This window comes from Pseudomonas sp. MIS38 (assembly GCF_019891575.1).
Taxonomy (GTDB): Bacteria; Pseudomonadota; Gammaproteobacteria; order Pseudomonadales; family Pseudomonadaceae; genus Aquipseudomonas; species Aquipseudomonas putida_A.
The window spans coordinates 1-3,638 of the sequence record NZ_JAFLXF010000011.1; the positions used below are offsets into that span (position 1 = coordinate 1).

At 61.5% G+C, this 3,638-nt stretch carries 2 protein-coding genes; both read right to left on the minus strand.

What is annotated here, in order from left to right; translation table 11 throughout:
• Positions 1-465 precede the first annotated feature (465 nt).
• Positions 466-2,421, minus strand: coding sequence for a MacB family efflux pump subunit (locus J1G18_RS14280; protein WP_223007929.1), 1,956 nt, complete (start codon positions 2,419-2,421; stop codon positions 466-468).
• Positions 2,422-2,423: 2 nt separating this feature from the next.
• Positions 2,424-3,572: a macrolide transporter subunit MacA gene (gene macA / locus J1G18_RS14285; protein WP_096797354.1), complete on the minus strand. Its 1,149-nt coding sequence runs from the start codon at positions 3,570-3,572 to the stop codon at positions 2,424-2,426.
• Positions 3,573-3,638 lie beyond the last annotated feature (66 nt).

Genomic DNA, 3,638 nt, shown 5'->3' on the forward strand with positions numbered 1-3,638 from the left:
GCCAGCTCCCACAATTTGACCGAGTGTATTCAGTTGGGGATTGGTCGACTGTGAGGCCGCTTTCGCGAGCAAGCCCGCTCCCACAGTTGGATTGCGTGCATTCAGGTGGGAGGTTGGTCGGCTGGTAGGCCGCCATCGCTGGCAAGCCAGCTCCCACAATTTGACCGAGTGTATTCAGTTGGGGATTGGTCGACTGTGAGGCCGCTTTCGCGAGCAAGCCCGCTCCCACAGTTGGAATGAGTGCATTCAGGTGGGAGTTGGTCGGCGGGTAGGCCGCCATCGCTGGCAAGCCAGCTCCCACAGTTGGAACGAGTGCATTCAGTTGGGAGGTTGGTCGGCTTCTGGGCCGTCATCGCTGGCAAGCCAGCTCCCACAGTTGGAAAGCGAAAAACAGGGACGGGTTCATGACCCGTCCCTTTCGATTTTTGCACTTCAGGCACGAGCCCGGCCAATCAGCTTCGGCAATCAGTCCCGCGCCAGCGCCTCGATCGGATCGAGGCGCGATGCATTGCGCGCGGGGACGAAGCCGAAGACGATGCCGATCAGCGTCGAGCAGATCACTGCCGTCAGCACCGAGGCCATGGAGAACACCATCTCCCATTCCTTGATGAACAGCGAAAACAGATGGCCGATGGCATACGACAGGGAAATGCCGATGGCCCCGCCGAGCAAGCAGACCATCACCGCCTCCACCAGAAACTGCTGACGGATGTCCGACTGCCGTGCGCCGACCGCCATGCGAATGCCGATCTCGCGGGTACGCTCGGTGACCGACACCAGCATGATGTTCATCACGCCGATGCCGCCGACCACCAGCGAAATCACCGCGATCAGCGACAGCAGCAAGGCCAGCGAACGGCTGGTTTTCTGCACGGTCTGCATCACGCTGTCGAGGTTGTTGGTGTAGAAGTCCTTGATGCCGTGGCGTTGCAGCATCAATTGGGTGACGTGATTTTCCACCACTTTGCTCGACTGGCCGTCCTTGATCCGTACGCTGATGCTGTCGAGAAAACGTTGGCCCAGGATACGCCCGGCGGCGGTTTCATAGGGCACCCAGACGTTGAGGGTTTTGCCCGAGGCAAACAGGTTCTTGTTCTCGGCGGCCACGCCGATCACGGTGCATGGCAGGTTACCGATCAGGATCACCTGCCCCAGCGGATCGACGCCCTCGCCGAATAACCGATGCCGGGTGTTGTAGTCGATCACCACCACCTGCGCCTGACGCCGCGCGTCGCTCTCGCTGAAGGTGATGCCCGCCTCCAGTTTGATTCCGCGAACCTGGAAATACTGATCACTGACCCCGTTGATCTGCGCATCGAGGTCGATGTTGCGGTAACGCAGAAGCATGCTGCGACCGACCACCGGGGTGGCGCTGTCGACGTAATACAGCTGATTCAGCGCGGTGACGTCGGCCGGCACCAGTGTCTCGATCGACGCGGCGCGTTTGTCGCCGAAACTGCTGCCGGAATAGATGTCGATGGTGTTGCTGCCGATCGCCGAAATGTCCTTGAGCACGTAGTTTTTCGCGCCCTCGCCGATCGCCGAAATCGACACCACCGAGGTGATGCCGATGACAATCCCGAGCATGGTCAGCAAGGTGCGCATGCGGTGCGAAATCAGCGCCACCCAGGCCATGTTGAAGGCTTCCTTGAACAGCCCGAGGCTGGCCACCAGGCGGCGGGTCGCCGGGGGTTTTGGTGGCACGTCTTCGTCCGACAGTTGCCCGGTGTCGCGCTGGTTGCGCCGGTCGCTGAGGATTTCACCGTCGCTGACTTCGATGATGCGTTCGGCGTTGGCCGCGACTTTCGGGTCGTGGGTCACCAGAATCACCGTGTGCCCGGCCGCGTGCAGCTCCAGCAGGATGCGCATCACTTCCTTGCCGCTGGCGGTGTCGAGGGCGCCGGTGGGTTCGTCGGCGAGAATCACTTCACCGCCATTCATCAAGGCCCGGGCGATACTCACCCGCTGCTGCTGACCGCCGGAGAGCTGACTCGGACGGTGCGTCAGATGCCCGTCGAGACCCAGACGCGCCAGCAGCTCGCGGGCGCGGGCGTGGCGTTGCGGCGCGGGGATGCCGGCGTAGATCGCCGGCATCTCGACGTTGTGCATCGCGCTCAGGTGCGGCAGCAAATGATAGCGCTGGAAGATGAAACCGAAGTAATCGCGGCGCAGCTCGGCTAGCGCCTGATCGTCAAGGTCGCGGGTCTCCTGGCCGTTGATCCTGTAGCTGCCGGCAGTGGCGTAATCGAGGCAGCCGAGGATGTTCATCAGGGTTGATTTTCCGGAGCCGGAGGCGCCGATGATCGCCACCATTTCTCCGGCATTGATCGTCAGGTTGATGTCCTTCAGCGCGAGAAATTCGCGGTCGCCGGCAGTGAAACTGCGGGTGATGCCAGTCAGTTGCAGCAACGCTTGCGTCATGCTCAAGCCCCCGCCACGGCGGGCAACGGATCACCGATCACCACCCGCTCGCCTTCGCTGAGGCCCTGATTGATCTGCACTTTGACGTTGTTGTTGATCCCGGTCTGCACGTTGCGCGACTGCGCCTGGCCCTTGGCATCGAGCACCCGCACCGGAAAGCTGCCATCGGCGTTGCGTGGCCCAAGCGCGGCCACCGGCACGGTCAGCACCGATTGCGCGGTATCGAGGACGATGCGCACTTGCGCGGTCATCGAGATGCGCAAGCGATGGTCGGGATTGGGCACCTCGAACAGCGCGTTATAGAACACTGCGGTGTTTTGTTTTGGGGTGCCGGCCGGCGGCGTTTCGAGGAAGTTCTGCGGCGCCGGCTCAGTGCCGCGCAGCTTGCCGTAATAGCGTTTGTCTTCGCCGAGAATGGTGAAATACACCTGCTGCCCCGGCGCGATATGAATCACGTCGGCTTCCGACACTTGGGCCTTGATGGTCATGGTGTCCAGATCCGCCAGTTTCAGCAGGATCGGCGCCAACTGGTTAGCAATCACGGTCTGGCCTTCCTGGGTGACGATGCCGACCACGTCGCCGTCGATCGGCGCGACGATCCGCGTATACGCGAGGTTGACCTTGGCGGTGTCGATCTGGATGTGCGCGCTCTTGATCTGCGCATCCAGCGACAGCAGATTGGCCTGCTGCACCTCGTAGTCCGATTGCGCGGTTTCGAAGTCCTGACGCGAGATCGACGCATCTTCCTGCAGGTTCTGATAGCGCTGGTAAATCGCTTTGGTCTGCTTGAGCTGGGCTTGCGTGGCGCGCTTTTGCGCCTGCAGGTTTTCCTCATCGACCTGCGCCTGCCGCAGGGTGTTCTGCAGCACCAGCGGATCGATCTCGGCCAGCCACTGGCCCTTCTTCACCTTGTCGCCAACCTTGACCTTGAGCGACTTCAATTGCCCCGACACCTGGGCACCGACGTCCACTTGCTTGACGCCTTCCAGCAAACCGGTAGCTAGCACAGTGTTTTCGATATCCGAGCGTTCGACCGGGGCGGTCTGGTATTTCGGCGCTTCGGCCGGTGCCTGCACCGTGTACAGCACCAACCCGGCCACCGCCGCCAATGCCAACCCCATACCGACTTTGCGCAACTTCGACTTTTCCATAAATAACCACAAGTCCGTTCAGGGATGAACCCGGCCAGCGGCCGGGTCTTGATAGAACAACCACAC